This is a genomic window from Nocardioides sp. P4_G4, assembly GCF_056401085.1.
In genome coordinates, this window is record NZ_JBFUKA010000011.1 from 36,608 (window position 1) to 61,925 (window position 25,318).

Genomic DNA, 25,318 nt, shown 5'->3' on the forward strand with positions numbered 1-25,318 from the left:
CTCGCTCGGGCGCGAGGGGGTCCGCGCCGTGTCACGAACCATGAGACCCGGTCGGCAGGACCTGGAAAAGGCTCCGTCGTGACGTGTACTGACAGGGCATCCCACACGCCCCCGAGCCGCCGTACGGTGGTGGCCGTGGACAATCGGGACGAGGTGCGCGAGTTCTTGTCGACGCGGCGCGCGAAGCTGACGCCGGCCGACGTGGGGCTCCCGGACGTGGGTGCACGTCGGGTGCCCGGCCTGCGGCGCGGCGAGGTCGCCGCGCTGGCCGGGGTGAGCATCGAGTACTACGCCAAGCTCGAGCGGGGCGCCCTGTCGGGCGTCAGCGCCTCGGTGCTCGACGCGATCGCCCGCGCCCTGCAGCTCGATGACGCCGAGCGGGCACACCTGTTCCACCTCGCCCAGGCGGCCGACGGCACCAGTCAGATGCTGCGACCCCGCCGCCGGACCCGTCGCGCCTGGGTCCCCGGTCCGGCCCTGTCCTGGGTCCTGGACACGATCACCGGGGGCCCGGCGATCGTCCGCAACGGACGCATGGACCTGCTGGCCACCAACCGGCTCGGGCACGCCATGCACGCGGCGATGTACGAGCGCTCACCCGGTGAGGTCCCCAACTTCGCGCGCTACACCTTCCTCGACGAGGACTCCCACAGCTTCTACCCGAGCTGGGACGCCGCAGCCGACACCTGCGTGGCCATCCTGCGCACCGAGGCGGGACGCGACCCCCACGACCCCCAGATGCACGACCTCGTGGGGGAGCTCGCCACGCGCAGCGACGAGTTCCGGCGCCGGTGGAGCAACCACGACGTCCGGATCCACGCGGCCGGCAGCAAGACGTTCCACCACACAGCCGTGGGCGACCTCGAGCTCGCCTACGAGAGCGTCGAGATGCTCTCGGAGCCCGGGCTCACCCTGACCATCTACGCGGCCGAGCCCGCGTCCCGGACCGCGGACGCACTGGCGCTCCTCGCGTCGTGGTCGGCTCCGGCCACGGCCCGGTCCCACTGACGACCACCACGGCAGGAACGTGGGGTGGCCCGACGTCGGCCCGCACCCGACCCCCGGGCTGCGTGAGCGAGGGGGTCGGGACCGTGCGGCGACCCCCCTGGGGCAGCACGGGTATGCGGTGGCCGACTCGTCGGGCCAGAGGGCTCCGAACACGACGTGGCACTTGGTGCCCGGTCGGTCGAGATCGCCCTCACCACAAGGATGTATCGCCGGGGTGGAAGGCCTCAGGGCCGATGGTCCCGGTCGGGAGGGTCTTTGGTCCCCTCGGCTCACATCGTGAGGTACGGCGCCTGCCAGGTCAGGCGGGTCCCGAGCCCACGGGGTCCRTGCCCGACGACGAAGCTGCCGGAACGCCTCTCAGCCCGCTTGCGCAGGTTGGTGAGGCCGCTGCTCCGTCCCACGTCGCTGAAGCCCATGCCGTCGTCCTCCACGACGACCTCGAGCATCGGACCGATCACCGAGACGGAGACGGTGGCATGGCGCGCGTTGGCGTGACGCGCCACGTTGCTCAGCGACTCGCGCACCACCGCCGCCACGTCGTCGGCGAACTGCTCGTCACTCACCGAGTCCACCGCCCCGACGAACTCCACCCGCGGCTCCCAACCCAGGGAGGGGGTCGCTCCGGCCACCACCGCCAGCACGGCGGACCTGAGGCCGACGCCCAGCATGGCGTGGGGCCGGAGCTGGAAGATGGAGGCCCGGATCTGCCGGATCGAGTCGTCGATGCTGTCGATCACCCGGTTCACCAGCTCGCCGCCGGCGCCTCCTTCCATTCCCGCCAGGACGCCCTGGAGGGAGATGCCTGCCCCGAACAGCTGCTGGATCACGTGGTCGTGCAGGTCGCGGGCGATCCGCGCCCGGTCCTCGAACAGGGCCATCCGCTGCACCTCACGCCGTCCGTCGGCGAGCTCGAGGGCCACGGAGGCGTGGGAGGCGAAGCTGGAGGCCATGTCGACCTCGGCGGCGTCGAAGGGCCGGCATCCCTGTCGGCGTCCGACCACGAGGACGCCCAGGATCCCCTTGGCTCCCGCGAGGGGGACGACCATCACCGGCCCCAGGGGGACCACCTGCGCCACCGCGACGACCGCCGACGGCGGCTGCAGGGCGGCGGCGTCGTCGAACACCTGCGCCCGGCCGCTCTGCAGCACTGTCTTGGCGATGGAACCGTCGAGTGGGTAGGTGAAGCCGACCAGGTCATCGGCATCCTGGCCCACCGCGACACTCACCTGGAGCTCCTGCGCATCGGCCCCCGGCAGGATCACGGTGACCAGGTCGGCGTCGGCGAGGTCGGCGACCACCTGCCCGACCGTCCGCAGCGACTCATCCTCGGGGTCGGTGAGCACCCGTCGCGTCATGCTGGTCGAGGCCTCGAGCCAGTCCTGACGGTGCGTGGCCTCCTCGTAGAGCCGGGCGTTCTCGATCGCCACCCCGGCCGTCGCGGCCAGCGCCAGGACCAGCTCCTCGTCCTCGGCGCTGAACTCACCCTCGGCCAGCGATGCGAGGTAGAGGTTGCCGTAGATCTCGCCACGCACGCGGATGGGCACCCCCAGGAACCCCCGCATGGGCGGGTGGGAGTCCGGGAAGCCGACCGACCGGACGTCGTCGCTGAGGTTCCGCAACCGGATGGGCCGGGGGTCGTCGATGAGGGCACCCAGGAGCCCCTTCCCCTCCGGGAGGTGCCCCATGCGAGCCATCTGGTCGGGGTCGATGCCCACCTGGATGAACTCCGCGAGGCCCCTGCCCCCAGGACTGATGACCCCGATCGCGCCGTACGGCGCGTTCACGAGCTCGCAGGCCGCCTGGACGATGCGCTCCAGCACGGTGGACTGGGAGAGCTCGCCGATGACGAGTCGGTTGGCGTGCAGGAGGCCGCGCAGCCGGTTCTGGGCCGCCATCACGTCCTGGGCGCGCGCGACAAACTGCGACAGCAGCTCGTCGAGCTGCGGTCCCTCGCCGCTCCCTGCCGCCTCGGTCATGCGACCCCCCTCCCCACTCTGCCCCACCCCTGAGGCTAGTGCCTGGGCGACGGATCCGTCCTCCCTCGTCCGAGGCACGCTCGTGCCGGCACCGGCCCGAGACCGCGAGCAGCACGCGAGGTGGCAGGCTGGGTCAGCCATGCCCCCGCCCGAGTCCCCCTCCGAGCCCCACGAGCGCCGACTGCTGCTGGTCGTGGACGCACCGTCGCTCCTGCACCGCAACCACCACGCGCGAGCGCACACCCGGATCACCGACCGGGCGGGCCGGCCGGTGTGGGCGCTGCACGGCATGCTCCGCCAGATCCTGGAGTCGATCGACCAGTTCGCGCCGGACGCGGTGATCTTCGGGCTGGACGACCGCACCGCGTCCGTGCGCCGTGAGCTCTACCCCGACTACAAGGCGGGGCGGGCCGAGAAGGACCCCGAGCTCGTCGACCAGCTCGAGCGCGCGGGTGCCCTGCTCGACGCCCTCGGCCTGGCCACCCTCACCCCGGAGGGGCTCGAGGCCGACGACGTCAACGCGTCGGRGGCGACGTGGGCCACCGCCCACGACTGGAACTGTGTGATCATCACCTCCGACCGGGACGCCTTCGCCCACATCAGCGACCACACCCAGGTGCTGCGGCTCATCGACGGCGGGATCAACGCCTCCCCGCTCCTCAACCCGGCCCGGCTGCACGCGATGTACGGCGTGGCCGCCGAGAGCTACCTCGCGTACGCCGCGCTGCGCGGCGACGCCAGCGACAACCTGCCCGGCGTGACCGGGATCGGCGAGAAGGCGGCGGCCGCGCTGCTGCTCACCGCCGGCTCGATGGACGCCGTGTGGGCCGACGTCGACCACGACGGCGGCCGCTCCCTGGCGGCGGCGCTCGACGCCCTGGCCGCCGAGACCGGCGGCCGCCGACTGGGCGCCGGCGTCGTACGACGACTCACCGCACCCGGGGCGCGCGAGCGCTACGACTTCAACGTGCGGATGATGTCCGGGCGCGACGACCTCGACCTCGGGCTCACCCCGGACGTCCCGGGGACTCCGGGGCTGCTGCCGCTGGACATCGACCGGGTGAGCCGCGTGGTCGGCTTCCTGGGCATCGAGGCGACGACGTCGCTCGCCGTCCGGGTGCTCACCGGTGATCCGGCGTCCGCAGGACGAGCGGCCCACGCAGGGCACAACGTCCTTGCGATCGGGACCGAGCGCCCCTCCCCTGCCTAGCGGGGGTCGAGGAGTCTGGAGGTACCGGCAGCGAGGTCCGCTGGCGAGGGCACGAGGAGAGCACCATGAACACCGTCCGCGCACCCCTGGGCACGATCGTCGCGGCCGTCGACGGCTCCCCGTCCTCCGACCACGCCGTGGACTTCGCCGTCGAGCAGGCGCTGCTGACGCACCGCTCGCTCACCCTGGTGCACGCCCTCTCACCGATGAGCACCGTCTGGCTGGCGCCGGTCGGGCTGTCACCCAGCATGGGCACCGGCGTCGGGCTCGAGGCATTGGAGTCCCAGGCCCACGAGCTGCTCGCGGAGTCGCGTACCGACGTGACCGGACGCGCCCCGGAGCTCGACGTGCACGAGGTGCTCGGCTTCGGCGACCCGCGCCAGGTGCTGGTCGACGCGGCGTCCCGGGCCTCGCTCGTGGTCATGGGCTCCCGCGGCCGCGGCCCGGTGGGCAGCCTGCTGCTCGGCTCGGTGGCGGTCGGGGTCGCCCACCACGCCGCCTGCCCTGTCGTGGTGATGCGACCCACCGACGGCGCGGAGCGCAGTGGCATCCTGGCCGCCGTCGACGGCTCGGCCCGCTGCGCGCCGGCCCTCGAGTTCGCCTACCAGCAGGCCTCGATGCGACAGCTCCCGCTGACCGTCCTGCACGCCTACTGGGACGTCCGGCACGCGGCCGTCCACGCCCACGGCGAGGAGGAGGGCATCCACGCCGACGAGGACGAGCTGCTCATCCTCGCCGAGACCCTGGCCGGCATGGCCGAGAAGTACCCCGACGTCGAGGTGCACCGCACCCTGGCCACCGGCCTGGCCGACCTGGCCGTCCTCGACGCGGCCGCCGACAAGGAGATGGTGGTCCTCGGCACCCACCACGGCAGCGCGGCGCACGAGATGGTCTACGGGTCCGTGGCCTGCTCGGTGCTGGAGCACGCGTCCTGCGCGGTGGCCCTGGTGCCGCTGGCGCTCAGGGACTGATCCGGTCGCGCGGCCTCAGGGCTCGAGGCAGGCGGGGATCGAGTCCGTGGGGCCCGTCGGGGCCTCGGTGTGGCCCGAGGGATCGAGCACCTTCACCCAGTCCACGGTCGGGAGGCGGCGCAGTGTCGGCATGATCGAGCCCGCCACCGTGACCGTCGACCCACCGCTGCTGCAGCCGCCGGTCAGCCGGACGCGGGCCACCCCGCCCGCCACGGCCAGGTCGGCGAACCCGGTCGCCCGCGACCTCAGCAGGCGCAGGCCGGCCCGCTGCTCCGCCGGGAGCGGCCCGGCGAAGAGCCGGTCCATGAGGCCGGTCGCCGGGGTCCCGGGCCGGACCGGTCGCATCCGCCGGACGAAGAACGGCTCGACCCCGTCGACGAAGCGGTCCCGGTCGAGGAAGAAGACCGGTCGCTGCTCCGTGCGGAAGCCCGCGCGCACGTCGATGACCACACGGCTCGGGTCCTGGAGCGTCGAGACCTCGAAGGGCGTGCGCTTGGCCAGCCCGATCCCGTACGTCGTCACCCCCTCGAAGTCGCCCGCCCGGACGGTGGTCATCACGTTGGGCAAGGAGTACGCCGTGCGCCGCGGGACCGTGGAGTGACCCTGCGCGTCGTGGGCCTGGGCCGGGCCGAGCACCACGCGCAGCACCGCACGTCCGGCGATGCGGACCGGCAACCCGGAGCCGTCGGCGACCAGCCGGTCGACGTAGCGCACCCGGCGGGTGGCGGGCAGCCCGCCGGCGAGCTCGATCACGATCCGGTCGACACCGGGATGGTGGGACGCCCGGATGTCCACCACGGTGGGTGTGACCGGGGGGACCGGCGGCAGGGCCAGCACGACCGTGCGGCTCAGCTGGCGCGAGCGATCGGCATGGAGCTCCGCGGCTGCGGCACGCGCACGCCCCGGGCGCCCAGCAGGTCCCGCGCGAGCATCTCTGCCTCCCCCGCGAGGGCGGGCACGGGACAGCCGGCGAGCCGCATGAGCCTCACCGCCCGCCAGTAGGAGCGGAGCACTCCGCCGGGCGGCAGGTGCCCGATCTCGTCGACCAGGCGCGCTGCCGTCTCGAGCATGTCCTGGTGGGCCTGCCTGACCTCGATCGCTGTCGCCACGATCCACCCCTTCCCCGGGAGCCCTCGGGCGCGTCGTCCGCCCGCGGCGCCGACCGGCGTACACCGGTCGTCGTGGTCCCACCGTCGGTGCACCCCGACGTCACGGGTAGGGCCGAAGGTCCCGGAATCGCTCGCGTCACCGCGGCCGGTGCGGCTCGCCGAACGGGTGGTCCAGTCCACCGCGGGCCTCGGGCATCGTCCACACGAAGGCCGGCAGCCGCCCCCCGTTGCGGGCCGCGACGTCGTCGAGGATCTGCTGACGGGCGTGCACGACGACCATCCGGTCCGCGAGCGAGGTGGCCTTCGCCAGCTGTCGGGTGGACTCCGCCCACTGCCGGCGCAGCGCCTCGTCCGGCTCGGCCATGCCCGCCTGGACGATGCGGGCGGGCAACAACCACGGCCGCAGCCGGCGGTCGGCCCACGCCACCACCCAGGGCGACGACAGCACGAGCACCCCCGCCACGGCCATGGTCGCTCCGCCCARCACCTCGGTGAGTCCCGGTAGCAGGGCCGGGGTGGTAGCCAGCGCAGCGCCCGTCAGGACCGGGTGCGGGACGTCCTTCAGCTCCTCCTTGAACGCCACGCCCAGCAGGGCCCCCAGCATGGCGAGGGTGGCACCGATGGCGAGGAAGAGGACGGGTTGCACCGCCAGCGCCGTTCCGACCAGTGCCAGAAGGCAGACGGCACCGTTGACGATGTGCCACCCGATTCGGTAGGCCCTCATGGCAGCCCCTGTCCTCGACCCGGCCCCGATCTGTGCTCGACGCCTCCGTCTCCAGCGTCCGACACGCCTCACCCCTCCGGGCAGGGCCCGAAGGCCCGTCCCGTCCGGACGTTGGGCTCGACCTGGCCCTGGGGACCAAGGTCCCTGCCTGCGGGGCACCACGCCTCCGGCGTCGCCCCGGTGCCGGTCGCAGGATGGAGGACGAGCACCCGTCGAGAGGACAGGACCGTCATGAAGGCACTCGTCTACGGCGGCGTCGACCACCGATCCTGGGTCGACGTGCCGGATCCTGCGATCAAGGACCCCGACGACGCGATCGTGCGCGTCGACGCCGTCACGATCTGCGGCACCGACCTCCACATCCTCAAGGGGGACGTCCCCGAGGTCGAGGTGGGCCGCATCCTGGGGCACGAGGCCGTCGGGACCGTCCTCGAGGTGGGCGACCACGTGCGCGACGTCCGCGCGGGTGATCGTGTCCTCGTCTCCTGCATCTCCTCGTGCGGTCGCTGCCGCTACTGCAAGGAGGGCCGCTACGGGCAGTGCCTGGGCGGCGGGGGCTGGGTCCTGGGCCACACCGTCGACGGCACCCAGGCCGAGCAGGTCCGGGTGCCCTTCGCCGACCACTCGCTCCACGTGCTGCCCGACAACGTCAGCAACGAGGACGCGCTCATGCTCGCCGACATCCTGCCCACGTCGTACGAGGTCGGGGTGCTGGCCGCGCACGTCTCCCCCGGCGACACCGTGGTCGTCGTGGGTGCCGGTCCCATCGGGCTGGCCGCCCTCATCACGGGCCGGCTCTTCAGCCCCTCGCGGATCATCCTGGTCGATCCCGCCGAGGCGCGACGCCGGAGCGCGCTGGCCGCCGGTGCCGACGACGTGGTCGGCCCCGAGGGGGCCCTCGCGATGGTGTCCTCGCTCACCGGGGGCGCCGGCGCGGACGTGGCGATCGAGGCGGTGGGCGTGCCGACGAGCTTCGAGCTGTGCACCGAGCTCGTGCGCCCGGGTGGCCACGTCGCCAACGTCGGGGTCCACGGCGAGCCCGCGACCCTCCACCTCGAGACCCTGTGGATCAAGGACGTCACCATCACGACCGGCCTGGTCGACACGCGGACGACGCCGCTGCTCCTGCGCCTGCTCAGCGAGGGCCGGCTGGACGTCGGGGCGCTGTGCACCCATCGCTACGGGATCGACGAGATGCAGGACGCCTACGACGTGTTCTCCCAGGCCGGCGAGACCGGCGCCCTCAAGGTCGCCCTCTTCAACCCCGATGCCATGGCCTGATCCCCCGGGGTCAGGCCATGGCGCCGCGTGTCCCTCAGACCGCGTGGTGCGCCAGGAGGACCCGCTGCGGGTCGTGGGCGTCGCGGAACCGCGCGAGCCGCGCCCACGCCTCGCCGTCGAACATGCTGCTCGTGTCCTCGTCGGCCTCGGTGAAGGTGGCGATCCTGCTGGGCAGGGACCACGGGGCGAGCGCCCGTACGACGCCGGCCGCTGCCGCCGCCCCGGCCGCCGCCGCCGCCGGGAACGGGGCGATCGCGACGCAGTACATCGCGTAGGAGCCCGTCAGGTGCGAGAGGGCTCCGCCTCCCGGGGCCGGTCGACCGAGCGCCCCGCCGAGCTGGCGCAGCTCGGCGAACAGCAGCCCCGTGGTGGTGCCGGGGCCGACGGCCGCCAGGAACGCCTCGACCGCGGCCTCGTCCAGCTCGCCGAGTACGCTGTGGTCGGACACCGCGGGGACCGGGGCCGGCGGGTCCATGTGGACGCCGAGCAGCCCGGTGACCGGCATCCGGCCGAAGGTGTCCATCTCGGGCGCCAGCACCCGCAGGGGCGCCAGCAGCTCCGCCGCCCGGGCGTCGTCCTCGAGGACCGCGCCGTCGATGACGACCAGGTCGCGACCGCTGAGGAACGGCGGCAGCTCGGGAAGGGGCGGGAAGCTCATCACCCGCAGCGAGGTGGTGACCGACTCCGGGACCTCCCGGCTCCACCGGACCCAGGCGGGGACGACCGCCGCCGCCTGCTCCCGGTCCCACAGGAGCATGCCGGCGAACACGTCGGCGTACGGCAGGAGGTCGAGCTCGATCGCGACCACGACCCCGAGGTTGGCCCCGCCCCCGCGGACCGCCCAGAACAGCTCGGCGTTGAGCCCGGCGTCGGCGTGCACGCACGAGCCGTCGGGCAGGACGACGTCGACGGCCCGGATGGAGTTGACCGCGAGCCCGTGCCGGCGGCCGTAGAACGACAGGCCGCCGTTGAGCGCGTATCCCGCCACGGCGATGTCGGGGGCACTGCCGTGCGGCGCGGTCAGGCCGTGGGGTGCAGTGGCCGCGACCACGTCCTGCCACTGGGTGCCGCCCACCACCCGGGCGGTGCGCGCCTCGGCGTCGACGGTGACGCCGGTGAGCTCGGAGAGGCGCAGGAGGACGACGTCGCCGAGGTCCTTCTCCCCGAGGGCACCGGCCCCGTGTCCGGTGCTCTGCGGGGCGACGCGCAGGCCGGCCGCGGCCGCTGCACGCACGACGTCCTGGACCTCGGCGACGCTGTGCGGGATCGCCACGGCGGCCGGGCGCAGCTCGACGGCGAGGTTCCACGGGACGCGGTGGACGTCGTACGCCGCGTCTCCCGGCAGGTGGACGCGGCCCTCGCAGAGGCCGCGCAGGGCGGCGGCCGTGCTCGGGGCGATGCTCACGGTGGTGGTGCTGGTGGTCATGGTGCTTCCTTCTCGTGTGGGTGKGGTGATCGGTTCCAGGGCTGGTGCGAGGGCTGGCTCGAGGGCTGGCTCGAGGGCTGGCTCGAGGGCGACGAGCATCCCGGGGAGGTCGAGCTGCTCGACCTCGTCGACCGCGACCCGCGGCGTGACGCCCAGGGACGCGAGCCGTTCGAGGAGCACGTCGAGCACGCCGGTGAGTGCGTCACGGTCCGTGGTCAGCACGCGGAGGTCGCAGAGCTCGGCCGGGCTGCGGCCGTCGGCACGCAGGGCGGCCTCGAGCCGCTCCACAGCGAGCGCGAGCTGGGCCGCGACGTCCTCCCCGTGCAGGAGCCGGCCCTCGTCGTCGAGTGGCGCCGCTCGGGTGCCGGTGAGGAGGTCCATGGCCCTACCGTGCGGTCGGTGACGGGGTCGCGACCATCCCGGACGGGCGGGGAGATCGGCCCGTCCGGCAGTGGTGGTCTGGTCCACCCAGAAATGTGGGATGTGCCGATCAGGGGTCTGCGCGGACACTCGGGAGATGGCCACCGCACTGACCGTCGAGCGGGTGCGCCGCGACGTCGAGGTCGTGGCCCGCGCCGGCCTCGACCTGGACACCTTCTTCGAGGAGGCCGTCGACTCGGTCGCCCGTGCGGTCCCGTGGGCGAGTGCCTGCCTGGCCACCCACGACCCCAGCACGCACCTGCTCACCAGCGCCCGCAAGTACGGCGACCTGCGGGACGTCAACGAGCACGACCACGAGTTCGGCCTGATCGAGTACGGCACCGTCGAGGCGACCGCGTTCTCGGAGCTGACCGCGGCGGTCGTGCCGGCGGCCGGTGTCCACCTCGCCACGGGTGGGGACATCGAGCGGTCCGGGCGGATGAGCCACTTCATGCGGCCGCGCTTCGGCTTCCACGACGAGGCGCGGATGATCTTCCGGGACGGCACCCAGCCCTGGGGCGCGATGGCGCTCTTCCGGGGCTCCGACGACGTGGCGTTCGACGAGGCCGACGTGGACTTCCTGGCCTCGCTCTCGGGCCTGTTCGCCCAGGGGGTCCGGACCGGCATGCTGGCGCGCATCGCCACGGCGCCGGGCGTCGCGGACGGACCCGTCGGGCCCGCGGTGCTCATCGTCGGCTCCGACAACCAGGTCGTGCAGATGAGCATGGGTGCCGAGGAGCGGGTGGCCGACCTGCTCAAGGGCGAGGCGGCCGGTGACCCGATGGCGGCCATCGGTGCCCTGGTGGGCGCGGCGCGCCGCTTCGCCCGGGGCGAGACGAGCGTGCCACCTCGCAGCCGCGTCCGCGGGTCCAGCGGGATGTGGCTGGTGCTGCACGCGTCCCCGCTCACGACCTTCGCGGACCGCGAGGGCGACGTGGTGGTGACGATCGAGGAGGCCCGCCCGCCGGAGATCGTCGCGCTGGTCGTCGCGGCGTTCGGCCTGACCCAGCGCGAGCGCGACGTGACCCAGCTCGTCCTGCAGGGCGTCGACACCAAGCAGATCGGCGCGACGCTGCACGTCTCGGCGTACACCGTCCAGGACCACCTGAAATCGGTCTTCGAGAAGGCCGACGTCCGCAGCCGGCGCGAGCTGATCTCGCGGGTCTACTTCGACCAGTACGTCCCGCGGATGGGCTCCGAGCTCGGCCCGTCCGGCTGGTTCGGCACCGAGGCCGGGGCGCGCTGACGCTGCGACCTCACGGCACGAGGTGCTCGCTCTCGCGGATGTCGGTGATGGCCATGTGGCCCGGCGCGTGACCGATGGCCAGCTCCGGGCGGGACTGCATGACGGCCGCCTGCGGGGTGACCCCGCAGGCCCAGAAGACGGGCACCTCGCCCGGACGCACCTCGACGGGGTCCCCGAAGTCGGGGGCGTCGAGGTCGGCGATGCCGAGCTCGGCGGGCGAGCCGATGTGCACCGGCGCCCCGTGGACCGCGGGATAGCGGGAGGTCACGCGGACGGCGGTGGCCACCTGCGAGGCCGGCATCGGGCGCATCGACACCACGAGCGGGCCCGACAGGACGCCGGCGGGACGACACGCGACGTCGGTGCGGTACATCGGCACGTTGCTGCCCTGCTCGATGTGGCGCACGGGCACGCCTGCGTCGAGCAGCGCCCCCTCGAAGGTGAAGCTGCAGCCGATGAGGAAGGCGACCATGTCGTCGCGCCACCGGTCGCTCACGTCGTCGACCTCGCCGACCATCTCACCGTGCTCGTAGATGCGGTACGACGGCAGGTCGGTGCGCAGGTCACCCGCGAACCGGGGGCTGCCGACCTCGCCCGGCTCGGTGACGTCGAGGACGGGACAGGCCGCCGGGTTGCGCTGGGCGAAGAGCAGGACGTCGTACGCGAGTGCCCGGGGCACCGCCAGCACGTTGGCCTGCGTCCAGCCGGTGCACCAGCCCGAGGTCGGGACCTTCAGCCCCGACCGGAACACCTCGCGGGCCTCGGCGGGCGTCAGGGCGGCGGGACGGTCGGGCAGGGTGGTCTCAGTCATCGTGTGCTCCTGTCAGCGGGGTGGTCGGCACTCGGGTGAAGGTGATGCGCTGGCCGGGGCGGACCTGGGCCGCGCGTGAGAGGTCCCTGGGCACGACCACCGCGATGACGGGATAGCCGCCGGTGACGGGATGGTCGGCCAGGAAGAGGGTCGGCTGCCCGGAGGGCGGCACCTGGAGCGCGCCGCAGACCATGCCCTCGGTGGGCAGCTCGCGCTCCTGCGTGCGCTCGAGCTCCGGCCCGGACAGCCGCATCCCGATGCGGTTGCTGTCCGCGGTGACCTCGTAGGGACCGGACACGAGGGCGTCCCGGGCGGTCGCGGTGAACCAGTCGGCGCGCGGTCCGTCGACGACGCGCAGGGTCACGTCGCCCGCCTCGGGCGCGGCCACCGGTGCCAGGTCGACGCCGGGCAGCGGCGCCACGGCGGCGCCCACCGGCAGCCGGTCGCCCACGGCCAGCGGCGCCGGGCCGAGCGCGGCGAGTGTGTCCGCGGACCGGGAGCCCAGCTGGGGCGGCACGGCGACCCCGCCCCGCACGCCGAGGTAGCTGCGCAGTCCGGCCGGGGGCGTGCCCAGGCGCAGCGTCGCGCCGTCGGGCACCCAGACGACGCCGTGGGCGCCCTCGTGGCGACCGTCGACCGTGACCGGGCAGGGGGCTCCGGTCAGGGTGACGGTCACGTTCCCGTGGGCGATGAGCTCCAGGCCCCCGAAGGTCGCCTCCAGCGCGGCCGCGGACTCGGGGTTGCCGAGCATCCGGTTGGCCAGGCACAGGGCCGGGACGTCCGCGGCACCGGAGTGGCCGACGCCCAGCGCGCCCAGGCCCGGGCGGCCCAGGTCCTGCACGGTGGTCAGCACTCCGGGAGCGACGACCTCGAGCCAGGTCGACGTCGCGTGCCCGGTCCTGCTCCCGAGCGGCATCACGCCTCCACGAACCTGACGCGGACACCGGGCACCAGCAGGGCCGGCGGGTCGCGGTCGAGGTCCCAGGGCTGGAGGGTGGTGTGCCCGATGAGCTGCCAGCCGCCGGGCGACTCCCGGGGGTAGACCCCGCTGAACTCGCCGGCCAGCGCCACGGCGCGGGCCGGGACGCGGGTGCGGGGGGCGCTGCGCCGCGGCACGGTCAACCGGTCGTCGGTGCCGACGAGGTAGCCGAAGCCGGGCGAGAAGCCGCAGAACGCGACCGTCCACTCCTGGGCCGTGTGCGCCTCGACGACGCCCCGCTCCCCCAGCCCGGTCAGCCGACCGACCTCGGCGAGGTCCTCGCCGTCGTAGGAGACGGGCACCTCCAGGCGGCCGGCGTCGGGGCGGTTGCCCGGCCGCGGCTCGGCGGCCCGGACCGCCTGGCCGACGCGCGTCGGGTCCGAGTGCGCAGGGTCGATGCGCAGCATCAGGGTCCGGGCGGCCGGCACCAGGTCGACGACGCCCTCGGGCGGGTCGTCGACCAGCTCGGCGTAGAGCGCGAGCACGGCGTCGAGGTCGGCCAGCTCGACGAGCAGCCCGGAGTCGCCGCACGGGAGCAGCCTCATGCGGCGTCACCCCCGGCGAACGGGGCCAGCCGGACGCCCGCCTCCTCGAGCCCGCGTCGTACGGCGGTCGCCATGGCCACCGCCCCCGGGCTGTCCCCGTGCACGCACACCGACGCGGCACTCACCGAGACGACCGAGCCGTCGGCGGCCACCACCTCCTGCCGGGTGACCATCCGGACGGTGCGCTCGGCCACCTCGTCGGCGTCGTGGAGCACGGCGTCGGGCTCGCGCCGCGGGACCAGGGTGCCCTGCGGCGTGTAGGCGCGGTCGGCGAAGGCCTCGGGCACCGGCGTGAGCCCGGCACCCTCGGCCGCCGCCAGCCACACCGAGCCGGGCAGCCCGAGCACCGGCAGCGTCGGGTCGTAGCGCATGACGGCCTCGACGACGGCCTCGGCCTGCGCCTGGTGGTGCACGATCGCGTTGTAGAGCGCGCCGTGCGGCTTGACGTAGGCGACCCGGGTGCCGGCCACCCGGGCGAAGGCCTCCAGGGCTCCGATCTGGTACAGCACGTCGTTGGTCAGCTCCTCGGGATCCATGTCGACGAAGCGCCGGCCGAAGCCCGCCAGGTCGCGGTAGCCGACCTGGGCGCCGATCACCACGCCACGCTCCGCGGCTCGCTCGCAGGTGCGCCGCAGCACCGTCGGGTCGCCCGCGTGGAAGCCACACGCCACGTTGGCACTGGTGATGACCTCGAGCAGGGCGTCGTCGTCGCCGAGGGTCCAGGCGCCGAAGCCCTCCGCCAGGTCGGCGTTGAGGTCGATCCGCTGCACGGCCGTCACAGCAGTGCCTTGATGCCCTCGAGGGAGTTCCAGCCGAGGTAGACGGTGAGCACCCACACGAGGGCTCCGATGGCCAGCAGCCACCTCGGGTACCGGTAGCCGTTGAGGAGGTCCATCCGGCGCGCGGCGACCCACAGGATCACGGCGAAGCCGACCGGGAGGATCAGTCCGTTGAGCGCACCGGCCAGGACCAGCAGCGTGACGGGCGCCTTGCCGAGCGCGAGGTAGACCACGGCCGAGAAGACGATGAATCCGACGGTGATGAGGTTGCGCCTGGCCTCCAGACGCTTGGAGAAGCCGGCGAGGAACGACACCGAGGTGTACGACGCGCCGATCACCGAGGTGATGCTCGCGGCCCACAGGATGATGCCGAAGACGCGCACCCCCACGTCGCCCAGTGCTGCCTGGAAGGCGGMGGCGGGCGGGTTGCCCGCGGCCAGCGTCACGCCGCCGGCGACGACGCCCAGCACGGCGAGGAACAGCAGGGCGCGCATCACGCCGGTCACCATGATGCCGGTGACCGACCCGCGGGTGATGTCGCGGACGTGGTCGGGACCGGTGATGCCCGAGTCGACCAACCGGTGGGCCCCGGCGTAGGTGATGTAGCCACCCACCGTGCCGCCGATCAGGGTGGTGATGATGAGGAAGTCGATCTGGTCCGGGAGCACGGTCTGGCGCAGGGCGTCACCGACGGGCGGGTCCGAGACGATGGCGGCGTACAGCACCATGGCGATCATCAGGACGCCGAGCACGACCACGATGCGGTCCATCGCGATGCCGGCCCGCTTGCTGAGGAAGATCCCGATCGCGATCGCCGCGGAGACGGCGCCGCCGATCTTGACGTCGATCCCGAGCATGGCGTTGGCGCCCAGCGCCGTGCCGCCGATGTTGCCGATGTTGAACACCAGGCCGCCGAGCACCACGAGGGCGGACAACACGTAGCCGGCGCCCGGGAGCACCGTGTTGGCCAGCTCCTGAGCACGCATCCCGGACACTCCGACGACCCGCCACACGTTCAGCTGGACGGCGATGTCGACGAGGATCGACACCAGGATCGCAAAGGCGAACGCGGCACCGAGCTCGGCGGTGAAGACGGTGGTCTGGGTGATGAAGCCGGGGCCGATGGCGCTCGTGGCCATCAGGAACATCGCGCCCAGCAGGGCTCCGCGGGCACTGCCGCCGGGGCTCGCCGTCGGGGACTCCTGCTGCGGACTGGTCCGGCCGGTCCTGCTCTCGCTGGCCTGGTCGTCGGTCATGGCTCACCCATCTGTCGGTCCCGAATGATGCGATCGGGAGGTGGTCCCCGTCACACCAGAATGCCGATTGTTGAACAATCCGTCAATAGTCCGATCCGCTATCGTCGGATTCGTGACGACCACCGAGTGGCTCGACGAGCTCCAGGCCGAGCGGTCCCGGCTGGGCCGCGCCAGCACCGCCGGCCGGGTCGCCGACGTGCTGCGGACCCGCATCACCGAGGGCAGCCTCGCCCCGGGCACCCGCCTCTCCGAGGAGGACATCGGCGCCGCACTGGGGGTCTCGCGCAACACCCTGCGCGAGGCGTTCCGGCTGCTCGGGCACGAGCGCCTGCTGGTGCACGAGTTCAATCGCGGCGTCTTCGTCCGCAAGCTCACGGTGGAGGACGTCCACGACCTCTACCAGCTGCGCCGCATCCTGGAGTGCGGCGCCGTCCGGCGGGCCGCCGAGCGGTACGCCCCCGACGAGCTCGGCACCGACCGCTGGACCCGGCTGCTGGAACCGGCCCGGGACGCCGTCGAGGAGGGCGAGGCCGCCGCCGCCCGCGGGCAGTGGGTGGCCGTGGGCACGGCCAACATGCACTTCCACCAGGCGGTCTCCGCTCTCGCGGAGAGCCCCCGGGTGGACGAGGCGATGGGACACCTGCTCGCCGAGCTGCGGCTGGTCTTCCACGTCATGGCCGCACCGCAGGCCTTCCACGAGGCCTACCTGCCGGGCAACCGGAGGATCCTCGAGCTGCTCGCCGCCGGGGACCTCACCGGCGCCGAGTCCGCGATGGCGGGCTACCTCGACGCGGCGGAGGCCCAGCTCGTCGCCGCCTACGGCTAGGCGTCGGCCTTCTCGTCGGCCAGGATGAGGTCGCTGCCGTCGAGGGTCCCGGCGTCCTCGTTGATGGCCTCGACGGCCTCGGTGAGCTCCGGCTCGGCGCTCGGCCGACGGTCGAGGTGCACCCCCGCGATCATGCAGCGCACCGAGCCGCCGGCGAGCTCGATGGTCGGGATGTCCACGGCGACGATCTCGCAGGACTCCTCGATCGCCGCGACCTGGTCGGGACGGAGGCTGCCGCACGCGCGCGCCGACATGGCCATGATGTAGCGGCGCCGGCCCTGCGGCGTACGCCCGCACAGCTCGACGGCGTTGCCGGCGAACTCGCGGATCTGGTCCTCCGTCAGCTCCACGACGGTCCGCCCGTTGACCGAGAGGCGCTCACGGACCTGGGCCCGCCGGTCCGGGTCGGGGATCATCTCGAGAGCGATCAGGGCGACCTCGGTGCCGATGCAGGCGATGACGTTGGTGTGGTAGACCGGCACGCCCGTCGAGTCGACCGCGTCGAAGGCCATCGGCTCGTAGCCGAAGTCGGTGCAGAAGCGCTCCAGGACATGGGTGTCGGCGCGGTAGCTGCGCGCCGTGTAGGCCACCCGGGACACGTGGTCGAGCACCATGGCGCCCGTGCCCTCGAGGAAGATCCCGTCCGGCTCGAGGCCCGAGTAGTCGACGATCGTCTGCACGCGGTACGACGACTTGAGCATCTCCAGCACGTCGGCGCGACGCTCGTGGCGCCGGTTGGAGGCGTACATCGGGTAGACGGCGACCATGCCGCCCGCGTGGGTGGAGAGCCAGTTGTTGGGGAAGACGCTGTCGGGACGCGTGTGGTCCTCGTCGGCGAAGACGTGCACCCGGACCCCGGCCCCGCGCAGGGCCTCGGCCAGGGCGTCCATCTCCGCCAGCGCCCGCGCCGCCGTGTCGTCGTCGCTCTGACCGACGGGCGCGTCGGCCTGGAAGGCGTTGTCGGCGGCCGTCGCCGGGTTGGGGGTGAACCGTTCGGCGCGGATCAGGATGACTGCGGAAGGGGCCTGGGCACTCACGGGAGCGCAATCTAGACCATCACGGCCCGCCGGGCCCTCAGACCACGTCGGCGTGCTGGCGCGTGGTGCCCCAGTGGTGTCGGGGCCGGGGGTCGGCCAGCAGCACGGGACAGGCGGCCTCGCGCAGGACGGCCCGCGCCACCGGACCCAGGTGGGACCCGGCCGGGACGAGCGGGTCGTGCCGCCCGATGACCAGGACCTCGGAGGTGCGGGCCGCCCGGATGAGCGCGTCGCCCGCGTGCGCGTGCCGCGCCTCGATCACGACCGTGAGGCCCTCGACCTCGTCGCCGAGTGCGGCGAGCGCGGTGTGGATGTCCTGGGTGGCGCGCTCGGTCCACTGTTCGTGCTCGATCCGCGACACGATGATGTCGTCGTAGGCACCCGGGTAGGCCCAGGTGTGCACGACGCGCAACGTGGCTCCGCGCGCCCGGGCCTCGTGGGCGGCCGCCCGGAGCACGTGCTCGGCCCGCTCGGGGATGTCCACCCCGACGGCGACCGTCGGGACGTCGTCCTCGCGGGGCGTCCACGCGGCCGGCACCGACACGACCGGTACGTGCGCGTGCGCGGCCACGCCGCTGGACGTCGACCGGGTCACCACCCTCAGGACCCGCGCGAGCGGGCGACGCTGGAGGACCACCATGCGGCACTCCTCCGACGCCGACACGATGGCCGGCACCGGTCCGCCCCAGACCAGCTGGGTGGTGACGGGCAGGCCCTCCGGGAGGAGGTCGCGGGCCCGTTCCACGGCCGCCCCCAGGACACCCCGGGCAGCGTGCTCGAGGTCCACGATGTCGACCAGCACCATCTCGGGGCCCTGGGCGACGTGGTGCAGGACGTGGATCAGGTGCAGCCCGCAGCCCTCGCGGACCGCCACCTCGGTGGCGTACGCCAGGGCCGCGTCCATCGGGTCGTGCCCGACGGCGACGAGGACAGGCTTGGCCTTCTGGTCGGGCATGGCGGTCTCCGAGCTTCGTGAGTGGGTCCTCGTCCCCACGCTGCCGCTGGGGACCGGAGCGCGGGAGGGCCGAAGGGCCCGGCGACCCGCGCCGGACGTCACCGAATCCTGCGGGCGCGACGGTCGTCCGCGCGAGTAAGTTGACGGGATGACCGAAGGCTCCGAGCCGACGACCCGAGGCCGCCACGAGACCCGCGACGAGCAGCTCGACCGCAACTGGGACGACCTGTTGCAGGAGCTGCGGGTCATGCAGACGGGGGTCCAGCTGCTGGCCGGCTTCCTGGTCACCCTCCCCTTCCAGAGCGCCTTCGCCGAGCTGGACCACTACCAGCGGACGCTGTACCTCTGCGTCCTCACGCTGGCCGGCCTGACCACGCTGATGATGCTGGTGCCCGTCGCGGTGCACCGGCGACTGTTCGGCGACGGGGTCAAGGAGTGGCTCGTCGCCACCGCCCAGCCGGTCTCCCAGGTGCTGCTGGGGGCGGTCGCCCTGCTGATCGCCGGCGTCACCTCGATGGTGTTCGACGTCGTCCTCGGCCGGGTCGCCGGCTGGGTCGCCGGGGCCGCGGTGCTCACCGCGGCCGTGCTCCTGCTGGCCGTCCTGCCGATCCTGGTCGGCCGGGCGAGCCGCGGCTGACCGGCGACCCGTGGCGGCCTCGGGGCCCCTCGCGACCACGAGAGGGCTCGCCTGAGCGGGTATGGGTGCCACGTCAATCCCGGGTGTGCCTATAGCGTTGCTCTTCGAGCACGACGCCCAGACGTAGCCGGGTTTGGGGATCAACCCCCGGATCCTGTTGGGTGGAGTGAAATCCCAAGGATCGAACAAGGAGCAATACACGTGAACAAGACCGAGCTTCGCGACGCCATCGCCCAGCACGCCGACCTGACCAACGCGCAGGCCGACAAGGCCCTCGAGGCCGTGATCACCTCGATCACCTCGACCGTGGCCAAGGGCGAGAAGGTCACCCTCCCCGGCTTCGGCACGTTCGAGTCGCGCGAGCGTTCGGCCCGCACCGGCCGCAACCCGCAGACCGGCGAGACCATGGAGATCGCGGCCAGCAAGGCCCCCGCGTTCAAGGCCGGCGCCGCGTTCAAGACCGCCGTCAACGGCTGATCGCAGCACCCTCGCTGTTCCCGCTGGGACCTGAGTCACCTCGTGACTCAGGTCCCAGCGGCCATTTCGGGGCCCTCAGCCGTTGACCACGCGGGCCAGCCAGTCGGCCACCGTCTCGGGGTCGTGCTCGGTGGCGGCGGCGTAGCAGGCCAGCTCGGCAACGACCGTGCCCGGGTCGTCGGTCTGCCGGAACGGTCCGCACAGCAGGGTGTGCTCGGCCTCCATGAAGTCGACCAGGCGGTCGTTGACCTCGTCGGCCCGGCCGTCGGCGTACACCTCGAACGTGCACATGCCGGGCACGGCCGGGTGCACGCGCAGTCCCCGCGACGGCAGGGCGCCGGCCAGCGACCGCGCCCAGTCGGCGTACTCCCCCATCCGCGGCAGCTCGTCGCGCAGGCCGAGCAGTCCGCCGACGGCGTACGGCGTCATGGTGAAGAGCGTGCCGCCCATCCGCTTGCGCCACGACCGCAGCTCGTCGACCACGTCCTCGTCGGCGACGACGCAGGCGCCGGCCTGGGCGCCGAGGCCCTTGTAGAACGACACGTAGATGCTGTCGAACAGCGCCGCGATCTCGTCGAGGGGCCGGTCGTAGAACGGCTGCGACTCCCACAGCCGCGCCCCGTCGAGGTGGAGCGGTACGCCGCCCTCCCGGGCCGCCGTGGACAGCCCGACGAGGTCGTCCCACGACGGCAGCAGGCAGCCGGCGTCGCGCAGCGGCAGCTCGGTGAGCGCCGCCCCGAGCTGGCCGGGAACCGCCTCGAGGTCGGCCGCGACCGGCGTACGCCGACCGGTGGTGAGGAACTCCCACTCCAGTCCGTGCAGTCGCCGGGGGCCGTCCTCCTCGTGGTGGACGAGGTGGGACAGGTCGGGCAGCGCCACGCGACGGCTCCCCGACCGGTCGCACCAGATCCGCAGCACGGCCTGCTGTGCCATGGTGCCGCTCGGGACGAAGAGTGCGGCCGGCTTGCCCAGGAGCGCGGCGACCTGCGTCTCCAGGTCGGTCACCGCCCCGCGGGAGCCGTAGGAGTCCCAGTCCTCGATCCCCAGCTCCTCGCAGGCGATCGCCAACCGGCCGAGGTCGTCGGCCGGGCGGGTCTTGCGCCAGAAGACCGTCCGCTCGCAGGAGCGGGCGGCGGCGCGGAAGCGGCTGGCGAAGTCGGTCTCGTCGGTCATGGGCCCCACCCTCGCTGCTAGTGCTGGACCGTGTCGAACCAGTTCGCCAGGGCCGGCACGCGCCGGACGACCAGCTGGTCGAGCACCAGGACGGCGAGCACCGACAGCCCGAACAGCGGCAGGAGGATCCCGAGGGCGACCAGTCCGACCACCAGCACGGGGGACGTCCGCAGCGGCAGCCGGCCGCGGGGCGCGCCCATCGAGCCCGACCGCGACGGGCGGCGGCGCCACCACATCAGCGGGCCGGAGACGCAGGAGAAGATGATCGCGAGGCACATCAGTGTCGATCCGACCATCGACCAGGCGCCGAACGAGCGCCCCTCGTGCAGGCCGATCCCCTGCGAGACCACCCGCGCCAGCAGCGGGTAGTCGTCGAAGCCGTACGTCGAGACGACCTCGCCGCCGTACCGGTCGATGTGCACGGTGCGCTCGTCGGACGGGGCGTCGAAGGCGTAGCCGATCACGGAGAAGACGCCCTCCTCCTCCGCGGGCAGGGCGATCGTCATCGGGTGCCGCAGCCCGGCGTCGGACGCGGCGAGGACGGCGGTGTCGAGGTTGGCGACGCTGCGCCCCTCGTCGCCCTCGGCGGGCGCCGTCGATCGCGGCACCCGCGACTCCCCCATCCCCCACGGCACCTCGACCGAGTGGCTGTGGGGCAGCGACTCGTCGAGCGACGAGGTCGGGTCGGACAGGGCGCCGTGGTCCTCGCTCCACAGCGACGAGCCCTGCGCCGTGGCGAGCTGCTGCACCTTCTCGCCCCACAGGCCGGTCCACGGCAGGCCGGACACGAGCAGGAGGAGCAGCCCCACGCCGACGAACGCGCCGACCAGGCCGTGCCGGGACCGCAGCCGCGCGCCCGGGGCGCCCTTCGCCGTCCGGCGTCGGYGGGCCTTCCAGCCGCGCACGAACAGGTAGTAGCCGGTCAGCGCCATCACGATCGCCCAGCAGGCTCCGAGCTCGATGACGAGGTCGCCGACCCGGCCGCTCATCAGCTCGCCGTGCAGCAGGACCGCGATGCCCGACACGGTGCGGTCGGGGTCGAGCGAGCCCAGGACCTCCGCGCCGTACGGGTTGACGAAGACGTCCCGGGCGGCGCCGTCCTCGGTGGTCACCGAGAAGACGGTGCTCCGACCGTCCTCGCGCGGTTCGGCCATGGACACGACGGTCGCGTCGGGGTGGGCCCGCTCGACGGCGGCGAGCTGGTTGGCGTAGGGCTGCGTGATGGCGGTGTCGCTGGGCGCCGAGACCTTCATCAGGTCGGGGTGCAGGAGCGGCTCGAGCTGGAAGCGGAACAGGTAGACCAGGCCGGTCACCGCGAGCAGGAGCAGGACCGGGACCACCAGGAAGCTGGCGTAGAAGTGCCAGCGCCACAGGGCGCGGAACAGGCCGGACGGGCCGGACCGCGTGGACCGGGCGCGGCGGGTGGACGGGTGGGGTGGGGCGAGCGTCATGGGTCTCCTCGACGGATGTGGGTACGCCGCCTCGACAGCGGGGCCCGGAGGGCGCGCACGCAGGAGGCGGTGCTGTGGTGCGGGTGTGGTGAGTGGTCAGGCGGCGAGGAGGGCCGGCGGACCACGGCGTACGACGCTGCGCGCGACGCGGTCGCGCGGGGTGCGGTGCGAGGGGTGGCGATGCACCACGGCAGGGCGGGGCCGCTGGGCGGGCGTGAGCGGGAGGAGCACCACCAGCGGCGTCAGCACGGTGCGCACCGCCAGGGCGAGCAGGGCCCACACTGCGCGCTCGCCCCGGGCCAGCAGCAGCCCGACCACCACGCCGGCCGCGGCGTGGGCCAGGAACATCGGGAGGTGGTCGAGGAGCGCGGCCGGATCGGGCACCGAGAGCCCGGTGGCGGCCGGTGCGCCCACGCTGGACTCGTAGTGGTCCTGCAGCGAGCCGATGCGCCCGCCGGCGTCGGTGGGCAACGACCCGGACGGGGCCGGCGGCGTAGCGGGGGTCGGGCCCGTGGCGGGGGTCGGGCCCGTGGCGACGGCCGCGTGAGCGGTGGTGGCGTGCCCCGCGGTGAGGCTCAGCGCGGCGTGGACGAGCGTCTGGCCACCCACCACCAGGGCGACGAGGAGCCGCGCCGACGCCGGGCGGGCGAGGAAGGTCGCCGCCAGCGCCGTGCCGACGGCCAGCAACGTCACCAGGAGCGTGGGCCCCGGCAGCAGGCCGCCGGCGGTCACGTGACCGAGCGCGCCCACCAGGAACGTGGCCGCGGTCAGCACCACCGCACGCCCCCAGAGCAGGGCGTCGGGGCGGGCGGGCATGGGCTCCATCATTCCATCCACCTCCCCTCGGCCGCTGTTCACGTCGTCGTCACCGTCCGGCCAGACGGGAGCGGTTGGGTCGGGTCCGCGGTTACTCACGCAGTGACCGACCAGCCACCGCACGTCCCGCCACGGATCGATTCGCCACCAGGAGCCCCGATGACCCTCACCCCCCAGCGACCCGACGCCCGGCTGCTGCCCATGGCCGGTCGCACCCACGCGAACCGCAGCGCCGTCACCTGCCACCTGAGGTGTGGGGACGCGTGCTTCAAGGAGGTGCCCAACACCACCGAGACCGGCTACTTCCGCGACGTGGCCGCGAGCGCCCTGCGCCGTCGCACCGTGCTGGGCGCCGCGGCCGTCGGGGCCGCCACCGTCGCCTTCGCCCCGCAGTCGACCGGGCGCGCCCTCGCCGCCCCGGGCGCCGGCCACGGGCACGGGCAGGGCCCCCGTCCCACCGGGCTGGCGTTCGACGCCATCGGTCCGGTCGCCACCACCGTCGACGACGTGAGCGTGCCGAGCGGCTACCGCTGGGACCCGATCATCCGCTGGGGCGACCCGATCACGGCGCGGGCCCCGGAGTTCGACCAGGACGCCCAGGACCACGAGGCGCAGGCCCAGCAGTTCGGCTACAACTGCGACTACCTCGACATCATCGTGACGGACCGCAAGGGCACCCGGGCGCTGCTCGTGGCCAACCACGAGTACACCAACGAGGGCATCATGTTCCCGCCGACGATGCCGGCCGAGGAGGTCGTCCGCACCGCTTGGGCCGCCCACGGCCTGTCCGTGGTCGAGCTGCGCCGTCGCCACGCGGGCGAGCCGTGGACGTACGACCGCACCGGTCGGCTCAACCGTCGGATCACCCTCGACACCGTCTTCGCCGTCGACGGCCCGGCCGCGGGCTCCCCACTCCTGCAGACCGCCGAGGACCCGACCGGCACCCGGGTGCGCGGCACCATGAACAACTGCTCCGGCGGTACGACGCCGTGGGGCACCGTGCTCTCCGGCGAGGAGAACTTCAACCAGTACTTCTACGCCGCCGGCACCTCGACGGCGGAGAAGCGCTACGGCCTCGGCGCGCAGGACACGCGCCAGTGGCGTGCCGTGGACCCGCGGTGGGACGCGGTGCAGAACCCCAACGAGCCCCACCGCTTCGGCTGGGTCGTCGAGGTCGACCCCGAGGACCCGCGCTCGACCCCGGTCAAGCACACCGCCATGGGCCGCTTCAAGCACGAGGGCGCGAACGTCATCGTCAACGCCGACGGGAGGGTCGTGGCCTACATGGGCGACGACGAGCGCTTCGACTACGTCTACCGCTTCGTCTCCCGCGACACCTACCGCGCGGGCGGCTCCAGGCGCGACCGGGCCCACAACAAGGGCCTGCTCTCCCACGGCGACCTGTCGGTCGCGCGTTTCACCGGCGACGGCCTCACCGACGGCGTGAGCGACGGCACCGGCGAGTGGCTGCCGCTGACCGTCGACGGCGAGTCGGTGGTGCCCGGCATGAGCACCGAGCAGGTGCTGGTGTTCACGCGCCTCGCAGCCGACACGGTCCAGCCGACGAGGATGGACCGCCCGGAGGACGTGCAGCCCAACTACGTCAACGGCTTCATCTACGTCGCGTGCACCAACAACACCGACCGCGGCAAGGTCGGCAAGGAGGGCCCGACCGAGCCCAACCCGCGCAGCGCCAACAAGGACGGCCACATCGTCGAGATGATGCCCACCGGCGGCGACCACACGGCCTCGACCTTCGCCTGGAACCTGCTGCTCATCTGCGGCGACGCGGCGTCGGCGGGCACCTACTTCGGCGGGTGGGCCGGCCCGGTGTCCCCGATCTCCTGTCCCGACAACGTCGCCTTCGACTCGGTCGGCAACCTGTGGATCTCCACCGACGGCCAGCCGAGCGCGATCAAGCAGTCCGACGGGCTCTTCAAGGTGCCGGTCGCCGGTCCCGAACGGGGCCGGGTGCAGCAGTTCCTCGCGGTGCCCACCGGCGCCGAGACCTGCGGGCCGGTCGTCCACGACCGGGACGGCTCGGTCTTCGTGGCCGTCCAGCACCCGGGCGAGGACGGCTCCTGGGCGGCCCAGCAGTCGTACTTCCCCGACTTCGTGGGTGCCGGTGGCACCCCGCGCCGGGGTCAGTTCGCGGGACCGCGGCCGACGGTCGTGCAGGTCACGCGCCGCTGAGGAGCGCCAGGG

24 protein-coding genes are annotated in these 25,318 nt (G+C 73.4%); 9 read left to right on the forward strand and 15 right to left on the reverse strand.

All coding sequences use genetic code 11. The features are described 5' to 3' along the window. Positions 1 to 135: 135 nt before the first annotated feature. Complete coding sequence (locus tag AC1DQF_RS04340; RefSeq protein WP_477523979.1) at positions 136 to 1,008, forward strand: helix-turn-helix transcriptional regulator; 873 nt, start codon at positions 136 to 138, stop codon at positions 1,006 to 1,008. Positions 1,009 to 1,277: 269 nt separating this feature from the next. On the opposite strand, the gene AC1DQF_RS04345 is transcribed toward AC1DQF_RS04340, so the two are convergent. Further along, entirely contained in the window at positions 1,278 to 2,984 is a 1,707-nt protein-coding gene (locus tag AC1DQF_RS04345; RefSeq protein ID WP_477523980.1) for a GAF domain-containing sensor histidine kinase, read from the reverse strand. Between the two features lie 139 nt (positions 2,985 to 3,123). Here AC1DQF_RS04345 and AC1DQF_RS04350 point away from each other — a divergent pair, with 139 nt between their 5' ends. Next, on the forward strand, positions 3,124 to 4,194 hold the full coding sequence (locus tag AC1DQF_RS04350; RefSeq protein ID WP_477523981.1) for a 5'-3' exonuclease: 1,071 nt from the start codon (positions 3,124 to 3,126) through the stop codon (positions 4,192 to 4,194). A 65-nt stretch (positions 4,195 to 4,259) separates the two neighbouring features. Continuing rightward, on the forward strand, positions 4,260 to 5,165 hold the full coding sequence (locus AC1DQF_RS04355) for a universal stress protein (RefSeq protein ID WP_477523982.1): 906 nt from the start codon (positions 4,260 to 4,262) through the stop codon (positions 5,163 to 5,165). A gap of 15 nt (positions 5,166 to 5,180) precedes the next feature. On the opposite strand, the gene AC1DQF_RS04360 is transcribed toward AC1DQF_RS04355, so the two are convergent. The 3 genes from AC1DQF_RS04360 to AC1DQF_RS04370 all read right to left on the reverse strand — a co-directional run bounded on the left by AC1DQF_RS04360 (position 5,181) and on the right by AC1DQF_RS04370 (position 6,998). Beyond that, entirely contained in the window at positions 5,181 to 6,002 is an 822-nt protein-coding gene (locus AC1DQF_RS04360) for an AMIN-like domain-containing (lipo)protein (protein ID WP_477523983.1), read from the reverse strand. A gap of 11 nt (positions 6,003 to 6,013) precedes the next feature. Beyond that, entirely contained in the window at positions 6,014 to 6,274 is a 261-nt protein-coding gene (locus AC1DQF_RS04365) for a hypothetical protein (RefSeq protein WP_477523984.1), read from the reverse strand. A 136-nt stretch (positions 6,275 to 6,410) separates the two neighbouring features. Beyond that, complete coding sequence (locus AC1DQF_RS04370) at positions 6,411 to 6,998, reverse strand: hypothetical protein (RefSeq protein ID WP_477523985.1); 588 nt, start codon at positions 6,996 to 6,998, stop codon at positions 6,411 to 6,413. 231 nt (positions 6,999 to 7,229) lie between these two features. Between AC1DQF_RS04370 and AC1DQF_RS04375 the strand changes: the two genes are divergently transcribed. Continuing rightward, positions 7,230 to 8,279 (forward strand): alcohol dehydrogenase catalytic domain-containing protein, encoded by a 1,050-nt coding sequence (locus AC1DQF_RS04375; RefSeq protein WP_477523986.1) that lies wholly within the window; start codon positions 7,230 to 7,232, stop codon positions 8,277 to 8,279. 34 nt (positions 8,280 to 8,313) lie between these two features. On the opposite strand, the gene AC1DQF_RS04380 is transcribed toward AC1DQF_RS04375, so the two are convergent. Continuing rightward, complete coding sequence (locus AC1DQF_RS04380; RefSeq protein WP_477523987.1) at positions 8,314 to 10,086, reverse strand: FAD-binding protein; 1,773 nt, start codon at positions 10,084 to 10,086, stop codon at positions 8,314 to 8,316. Positions 10,087 to 10,222: 136 nt separating this feature from the next. Between AC1DQF_RS04380 and AC1DQF_RS04385 the strand changes: the two genes are divergently transcribed. Further along, complete coding sequence (locus AC1DQF_RS04385) at positions 10,223 to 11,371, forward strand: helix-turn-helix transcriptional regulator (protein WP_477523988.1); 1,149 nt, start codon at positions 10,223 to 10,225, stop codon at positions 11,369 to 11,371. A gap of 10 nt (positions 11,372 to 11,381) precedes the next feature. Here AC1DQF_RS04385 and AC1DQF_RS04390 read toward each other — a convergent pair whose 3' ends face one another. The 5 genes from AC1DQF_RS04390 to AC1DQF_RS04410 are packed head-to-tail and all read right to left on the reverse strand — an operon-like array spanning position 11,382 to position 15,741. Beyond that, on the reverse strand, positions 11,382 to 12,182 hold the full coding sequence (locus tag AC1DQF_RS04390) for a putative hydro-lyase (RefSeq protein ID WP_477523989.1): 801 nt from the start codon (positions 12,180 to 12,182) through the stop codon (positions 11,382 to 11,384). Then, complete coding sequence (locus tag AC1DQF_RS04395; RefSeq protein ID WP_477524000.1) at positions 12,175 to 13,098, reverse strand: 5-oxoprolinase subunit C family protein; 924 nt, start codon at positions 13,096 to 13,098, stop codon at positions 12,175 to 12,177. The genes AC1DQF_RS04390 and AC1DQF_RS04395 overlap by 8 nt, the downstream gene beginning before the upstream one ends. Beyond that, positions 13,098 to 13,706, reverse strand: coding sequence for a 5-oxoprolinase subunit B family protein (locus AC1DQF_RS04400; RefSeq protein WP_477523990.1), 609 nt, complete (start codon positions 13,704 to 13,706; stop codon positions 13,098 to 13,100). The genes AC1DQF_RS04395 and AC1DQF_RS04400 overlap by 1 nt, the downstream gene beginning before the upstream one ends. Beyond that, on the reverse strand, positions 13,703 to 14,476 hold the full coding sequence (locus AC1DQF_RS04405) for a LamB/YcsF family protein (RefSeq protein WP_477524001.1): 774 nt from the start codon (positions 14,474 to 14,476) through the stop codon (positions 13,703 to 13,705). Before AC1DQF_RS04405 ends, AC1DQF_RS04400 begins: the two co-directional genes overlap by 4 nt. 5 nt (positions 14,477 to 14,481) lie before the next feature. Then, complete coding sequence (locus tag AC1DQF_RS04410) at positions 14,482 to 15,741, reverse strand: NRAMP family divalent metal transporter (protein WP_477523991.1); 1,260 nt, start codon at positions 15,739 to 15,741, stop codon at positions 14,482 to 14,484. Between the two features lie 112 nt (positions 15,742 to 15,853). On the opposite strand from AC1DQF_RS04410, the gene AC1DQF_RS04415 reads away from it, so the two are divergent. Continuing rightward, entirely contained in the window at positions 15,854 to 16,567 is a 714-nt protein-coding gene (locus AC1DQF_RS04415) for a GntR family transcriptional regulator (RefSeq protein WP_477523992.1), read from the forward strand. Here the strand turns inward: AC1DQF_RS04415 and ctlX are convergent. Beyond that, positions 16,564 to 17,604 carry a citrulline utilization hydrolase CtlX gene (ctlX, locus tag AC1DQF_RS04420; protein WP_477523993.1) on the reverse strand — a complete coding sequence of 347 codons (1,041 nt, stop codon included), beginning with the start codon at positions 17,602 to 17,604 and terminating at the stop codon, positions 16,564 to 16,566. The two genes, AC1DQF_RS04415 and ctlX, sit on opposite strands and share 4 nt — an antisense overlap. Before the next feature lie 37 nt (positions 17,605 to 17,641). After that, positions 17,642 to 18,559: a universal stress protein gene (locus AC1DQF_RS04425; RefSeq protein ID WP_477523994.1), complete on the reverse strand. Its 918-nt coding sequence runs from the start codon at positions 18,557 to 18,559 to the stop codon at positions 17,642 to 17,644. 148 nt (positions 18,560 to 18,707) lie between these two features. Between AC1DQF_RS04425 and AC1DQF_RS04430 the strand changes: the two genes are divergently transcribed. Beyond that, complete coding sequence (locus tag AC1DQF_RS04430; protein WP_477523995.1) at positions 18,708 to 19,196, forward strand: DUF6328 family protein; 489 nt, start codon at positions 18,708 to 18,710, stop codon at positions 19,194 to 19,196. Positions 19,197 to 19,397: 201 nt separating this feature from the next. Continuing rightward, entirely contained in the window at positions 19,398 to 19,673 is a 276-nt protein-coding gene (locus AC1DQF_RS04435) for an HU family DNA-binding protein (protein ID WP_056927365.1), read from the forward strand. A gap of 75 nt (positions 19,674 to 19,748) precedes the next feature. On the opposite strand, the gene AC1DQF_RS04440 is transcribed toward AC1DQF_RS04435, so the two are convergent. The 3 genes from AC1DQF_RS04440 to AC1DQF_RS04450 all read right to left on the reverse strand — a co-directional run bounded on the left by AC1DQF_RS04440 (position 19,749) and on the right by AC1DQF_RS04450 (position 23,113). Beyond that, positions 19,749 to 20,846 carry a threonine aldolase family protein gene (locus tag AC1DQF_RS04440; RefSeq protein ID WP_477523996.1) on the reverse strand — a complete coding sequence of 366 codons (1,098 nt, stop codon included), beginning with the start codon at positions 20,844 to 20,846 and terminating at the stop codon, positions 19,749 to 19,751. 17 nt (positions 20,847 to 20,863) lie between these two features. Continuing rightward, entirely contained in the window at positions 20,864 to 22,297 is a 1,434-nt protein-coding gene (locus tag AC1DQF_RS04445) for a PepSY-associated TM helix domain-containing protein (RefSeq protein WP_477523997.1), read from the reverse strand. Positions 22,298 to 22,393: 96 nt separating this feature from the next. Further along, positions 22,394 to 23,113: a hypothetical protein gene (locus AC1DQF_RS04450; RefSeq protein WP_477523998.1), complete on the reverse strand. Its 720-nt coding sequence runs from the start codon at positions 23,111 to 23,113 to the stop codon at positions 22,394 to 22,396. A 159-nt stretch (positions 23,114 to 23,272) separates the two neighbouring features. On the opposite strand from AC1DQF_RS04450, the gene AC1DQF_RS04455 reads away from it, so the two are divergent. Continuing rightward, the gene (locus AC1DQF_RS04455; protein WP_477523999.1) at positions 23,273 to 25,306 is read left to right on the forward strand and encodes a PhoX family protein; all 2,034 of its coding nucleotides are present in this window, start codon (positions 23,273 to 23,275) and stop codon (positions 25,304 to 25,306) included. Positions 25,307 to 25,318 lie beyond the last annotated feature (12 nt).